This is a genomic window from Mycobacterium persicum (assembly GCF_002086915.1).
GTDB classification, from domain to species: Bacteria; Actinomycetota; Actinomycetes; order Mycobacteriales; family Mycobacteriaceae; genus Mycobacterium; species Mycobacterium persicum.
This window is the reverse complement of the sequence record NZ_MWQA01000006.1, coordinates 1-4,986: the sequence shown is the minus strand read 5'-3', so window position 1 is coordinate 4,986 and position 4,986 is coordinate 1. Positions and strand designations below refer to the sequence as shown.

Genomic DNA, 4,986 nt, shown 5'->3' with positions numbered 1-4,986 from the left:
CGCTATCTGGGTGGACGCCCTGGAAACAATGAGCGGCCGCACCCATCACCAGCCCGCACGCCGGGCACCCCATCCATCATCATGTCGCCGGACCGTACGTCCGTGGACCCAGATAAGGCTGGGCGCCGGCACGCCACGCTTGCTGTCTTCGACCCCTCAGCACTCACGGAGGCGTCACATGATTTGAACCGCAACGTCTTTGCCTCGCTCCGCGCCGACCCAGTATGCGGCGGATCCTCGTCGGCCTCGAGGTCGTTCGTCCTCGCTGCGCTGCGGGCACTCCACCTCGACCCCGACTGCGGTCCACCGCCCCTCAACACGGAGCGGGGAGCACGGGCCAAACAACAACGACCAACCCGGATCCACCTTTACGGGGGTCCCCAACACAGATAAGGGGACATGAATCGACAATGTTCGACACCGGCGGGCAAAGCGGGCAGGGTCTCGGCTCAGCTGACCAACAGTCTCGACTCGCGAGACATTGACTCATGTCGAAGTCTCGCGAGTCGGCCCGGCTGCTGCTCAACCAGCTGGCAGACGAACGTAGCCGGCGCGTTGTCCTAGTATCGCATTGCCTGCTGAACGAAAACACCCGCTATGCCGGCGGCGCCACCCGCCCCGGGGCGGTGGCCGAGGTGGTCAACGAACTGCTCAGCGCCCGCACCGGCATTCACCAACTGCCCTGTCCCGAGCAGCTGGCGTGGGGCGGCGTGCTCAAACGCCACAGCCTGCGGCTCTACCACTCCAAGGGCGGACCCGTGTATGCGGTGCGCGGTGCGCTGCTGAGCGCATTCATCGTGTGGACCAAGGTGATTTACCGGCGCCTGGCCCGGCGGGTCGCGCGTGACGTGGCCGACTACCACCAGGCCGGTATCGCGGTCGCCGGCATCGTCGGAATCGGCGCCTCACCCTCCTGCGGAGTGACCAGCACCCTTGATATGCGCGCTTCCCTGGAGGTGGTGGCCGCCTGCCCGGCGGCGGCTCTCACCCGAGATGTGATGAACGAGCAGGCTGTTCTGGGCTGCCGGCGCTCCGGGCAGGGCCTGTTCATCAAAGCGCTCGACCGCGAGCTGAACCGCCGCCGACTGTGCGTGCCCGCATTCGAACACGACCTCGCCGCCGAACTACGCGGCCAGCCCCAGGCGGTGCTCGCCCGACCGGCACCGCAAACTCTCGGCACTGTGGCGGAGGCCGCAGCCAAGGGGCACTAGGACTTTCGCCCGTCGGTTATGCGAACCTCAGCATCGGGCTCGTCGGCTTGGTGAGTCCGTTCGCCGGCGGCTGGGAATCCTCGGCGCCGTAACAGGTGCGGTGTACCTCGGCTTGGCGGGGCTGCGCCACATCGCCAAGCGCGCACAGAACCCCGACGAGATCGTCGCGACCTGGACCGACCTACTGGTCTTCGTCATGGTGACAATGGGCGCCGTCGGCATCATCGTGTCGTCGAGCTGACAGCGTCTCCGAGCCGTGGTGGCAGGTACAGGATTCGAACCTGTGTAGCTTTCGCGACGGATTAACAGTCCGTCCTTCTGGGTGTTTGGCGGCTCAAGCTGTGTTGGCAATGTTGAAAACCTGCTGGTCGGCGTGTTGGTTGTGTTGGGTGATGAAGACTGTTGTCGGTAGCACTGCGGACGCACTGCGGACGAGAACGCAAACCCCAGAACGAACCCCGTGGGGAGTTGCACACGAAGGGACTACCGACGCCCATCACGGATCTGGTACACGCGCGACAGCGAAAGGCCAGCGGCTACCGCGATTTGCTCGCCGGAGATGCCTTGATCGAAGCCTTCACGGACTAACCGGCGCAGCTCCGCGTCGGCAGCGTCGAACGCCACGCGGCGCGACTCGCGCTGTCTGGCAGCGCGCCGGATGAGCCCGAGATGGTCCACAAGCGGAAAAGTCTAGCGAGCTGAAACGCGTATTCAGTGATGCTTCGCAGCGCGCTACAGTTTTGCTTTCCAGCGCGCTGTTTAGCGCGCTTTGGCGAACTGCACGCCCGGAAGGACCTAGCCGATGCAGATCAGCATCCGCAGTCCCCCTGCTTAACAAGGACTTTCGCCGCCTTTTGGGCGGGAGTTCGGCTCACCTCTCAAATGACTGAAGGCGACTCCCCCGCCAAAGGGAACCGCCTTCTCGTACCTCACACCCCCTGCCAGGGGCTTCAGCAACGAACCACAAGGAGCGTACTCCTATGCGCGAAAACGGCGCAACAGCTCTGTCCACCGTCCCTCTACCGCCCGGCGCCGACACCACCACTACCTGGGAGGAATGGGACCACACGTGTCGCGTCGTCTGGACCCGCGAGACCGACGTCGCCGGCATCAAGGTTACCGGCTCGGCGATCCAGTTCCCCGATGGCTCGATAGATGCCGGCACCGAGGAACCGCCGCTGGTGACGGTCGGCGAGTTGCAGTTCACGACCCACCAGGCGCGCGAGCTGGCCGCGGCGATCGTGGCCACCGCAGAGCTGATCGGCGTGTGGGTGACGCGATGACCACCGTTGAACCGCACCCGGCGCTGTCCTATCCGTGCCCGTTCTGCGGCGCTGAGCCTAGCCAGCCGTGCCGGGCGCACCGCGGACGTGGCCGCGAGCTTGACTGGCCGCATTCACGGCGCATACAGGTCGCGAGCCCACCAACCCCGCCTGGCCCATCGAAGCCGCCAATCCGGGCGCTGTGCTGCGAATGTGGCAACCTGCGCACTGTCAGCGCGAATCACTTCTTCCGGCACGACGACAAGAATCGCGCTCAAGGCGGCTTCGCAGAGGACACCCGCGGCTGGCGATCGACCGGCACCTTGCTGTGCCGCAATTGCGGGCGGCCCGCACGGCACGCGCTGCTACAGGCCGCCGGCGACCGCGACTACGAAGAGGCGTACCAGCAATACGCACTGGGCAGCGACTGGCCCTACAAGTGGGCGCCAGATCGTGATCGCCTACGCCAGTTGTACTTCAAGCAGTTTCCACGCAACCCCAACCTGACGCACTGGTATCTGCAGTCTGAGGCGGTCAAGGCACGCGCTGCTGGGCGGCCAACCATGGTGGCCATCTGCGGCGACAGCATGGCGACGCCGCCCGACCATCTTGACGGCAAGGCGCGGTCGGCGGAAGCTGGCCTGGTCAAGCCCAAGACGATGCGGGAAAACGAGTATGAAGACGCTGCAACCGGGCTGTCGTGGGTGGATATGGATTGCGTGAACTGCCTCAAAGTTGTCAATGAGCGCCGCCTGCAGCGCGCCCGTGATGACCTGGACGCGCTGATCCGCTGGTATTCCGTCAGGGTTGAGCTGCTGGCTGCAGTGGAGGTCGACGAACTTCGGAATTTCTTGGCGAAGGCATCGGACCGGACGTGGCGGCGCTGGCAGAAGGGCCACCCCCAGCAAGCACTCAGAGAGATATCCCCCCCTGCCTCCCTGCGCCGTGTACGCCGACCTGCGGTCGGACACTAACACCTACCGGCCCTACCGGGTGATGATCAACGGCATCACCCGCAGCGTCGACGGCAACGGCGGCATTCAGGTGTGGGTCGCTGCCGTCCAGTACGGCGACGGCACCCTCGACCAGGACGTACTGGACCGCCCCTCGGTGTGGATCGACGCCAACCAGGAAGCGTTGAGCAGCGAGCAGGCGTCGTGATTTGGCCGGCGAGCTGCTGGCGGCGGCGGACGAGTCGGGCGGGTGGCTGCGATGAGCACGATGATCGCCAAGGCAGACCACCGCTGCCCCTAGCCCTTGGTGCGAAGGCGGCTCCCTGCTTGACGTGCACACGACCGCCCACACGACGCCGGCCACCGGCCGCGACTACGACGTCCGCGACGGACTGGCCACCACCATCATGGTCAGCTACGACGAGCATGCGGACTCACGGCCACGGATTCTGCTGCACCTGGGGTCTGACTCCGAAAACGTCGATGTCGACGTCGATGTGAGCCCGACACCAGCCGAGGCGCGGCGGATCGCCATCCAAAAGTGCAGATCACGCCCCGAAGCGTGCCGAGGCGATTGACCGCTCCAACCTGCCTGGAGTAGCACTGATACTTGGTCTGTGTGGCGCGAGGCGCGACGGCAGGGACGTCAACGAGAGGGGCTGTTACCTGACATTCTGCACCACTCTCGAAAGGACAGACAGAACTCGTGAATCTTGAAGCGAGCGGCAACTTCTGGGTACCCGCCGACACCAAAGTCAAGGTGCAAGGCTCATTCAAGGCAGATCCCGGGCAGAAGCCTGAGGCGATTCTGGCCACCGGCTTAGTCGACGACCCCCGAGTAAAGGTATCTGGCGGTATCTCTATATTCACGGACTCGCCTGACGAGACGGTTAATGCTTTCCTGCCGATCACACTGCATGCGCAACTCACCACTGGCGAGTCCGTTACGCTACTAAGGGATCGCGCAGTAATTAGGTAGGTGTTGTCGGGCGTGTCGCGGTGTGGTCGGCGGTGAGCGTGTAGTTCCAGTCGCCGTGGAACTCGTACGACCGCGGCATCAAGATCACCGACAAGCAAATCGCCGCCCTCGAAGCCACCCAACTGCACCGTCAAGGTGGTGGTGTCGAGGACCGCGTTCACGGTCAGTCCGGTGGATGTGGTTGTTGCCCTGAGGGTTCGATGACAACCTCATGGGATTCCAAGGGTCGTCCGCGCCAGTTGCGGCTGATCGCGGAGAACAGCCGGTGTTCGATCTTGTTCCATTTGGAGGTGCCCGGCGGCAGGTGGCAGACCGTGATGTCCAGTCCGGCCTCGGTGGCCAAGGCGGCAAGTTCGGTTTTCCACAACCGCAGCCGGGTCCCGATCCGGATGCTGCGGACACCCGATGCCCCCTGGCGATCAGCTCGGCGGCCAGCAACAACCGCCACGCCCGCTCGTCCAAATGCGGGCGGATCAACGACAAACGGGCAGCGACCGGATCGGAGTCCACAGCAGGCAGCGTCATACCACAAGTGTGGACAAACCAAACAGAAAAACCTAAATAATTACTGCGCGCCGCCT

General features: G+C 64.4%; 6 protein-coding genes, 1 tRNA gene and 1 pseudogene. 6 read left to right on the top strand and 2 right to left on the bottom strand.

Features of this window, described 5'->3' with window-relative positions:
* Window positions 1-488 precede the first annotated feature (488 nt).
* Together B4U45_RS28355 and B4U45_RS28350 are read left to right on the top strand one after the other, a co-directional pair.
* Window positions 489-1,211, top strand: a complete 723-nt coding sequence (locus B4U45_RS28355) for a 2-thiouracil desulfurase family protein (RefSeq protein WP_075545205.1) — start codon at window positions 489-491, stop codon at window positions 1,209-1,211.
* A gap of 100 nt (window positions 1,212-1,311) precedes the next feature.
* On the top strand, window positions 1,312-1,452 hold the full coding sequence (locus B4U45_RS28350; protein ID WP_158006289.1) for a hypothetical protein: 141 nt from the start codon (window positions 1,312-1,314) through the stop codon (window positions 1,450-1,452).
* A gap of 20 nt (window positions 1,453-1,472) precedes the next feature.
* On the opposite strand, the gene B4U45_RS28345 is transcribed toward B4U45_RS28350, so the two are convergent.
* Window positions 1,473-1,576: transfer RNA gene (locus tag B4U45_RS28345), tRNA-Asn, on the bottom strand.
* Window positions 1,577-2,191: 615 nt separating this feature from the next.
* On the opposite strand from B4U45_RS28345, the gene B4U45_RS28340 reads away from it, so the two are divergent.
* From B4U45_RS28340 to B4U45_RS28325, 4 genes are all read left to right on the top strand, one after another.
* Entirely contained in the window at window positions 2,192-2,494 is a 303-nt protein-coding gene (locus B4U45_RS28340) for a hypothetical protein (RefSeq protein ID WP_075545203.1), read from the top strand.
* Window positions 2,491-3,447 carry a zinc finger domain-containing protein gene (locus tag B4U45_RS28335; protein WP_131808238.1) on the top strand — a complete coding sequence of 319 codons (957 nt, stop codon included), beginning with the start codon at window positions 2,491-2,493 and terminating at the stop codon, window positions 3,445-3,447. Before B4U45_RS28340 ends, B4U45_RS28335 begins: the two co-directional genes overlap by 4 nt.
* Window positions 3,419-3,634, top strand: a complete 216-nt coding sequence (locus B4U45_RS28330) for a hypothetical protein (RefSeq protein WP_122526370.1) — start codon at window positions 3,419-3,421, stop codon at window positions 3,632-3,634. Before B4U45_RS28335 ends, B4U45_RS28330 begins: the two co-directional genes overlap by 29 nt.
* 124 nt (window positions 3,635-3,758) lie before the next feature.
* Window positions 3,759-4,004, top strand: a complete 246-nt coding sequence (locus B4U45_RS28325; protein WP_075545201.1) for a hypothetical protein — start codon at window positions 3,759-3,761, stop codon at window positions 4,002-4,004.
* A 543-nt stretch (window positions 4,005-4,547) separates the two neighbouring features.
* Here the strand turns inward: B4U45_RS28325 and B4U45_RS28320 are convergent.
* A pseudogene (locus tag B4U45_RS28320) lies at window positions 4,548-4,787 on the bottom strand (ISAzo13-like element transposase-related protein); the annotation flags it as partial.
* Window positions 4,788-4,986 lie beyond the last annotated feature (199 nt).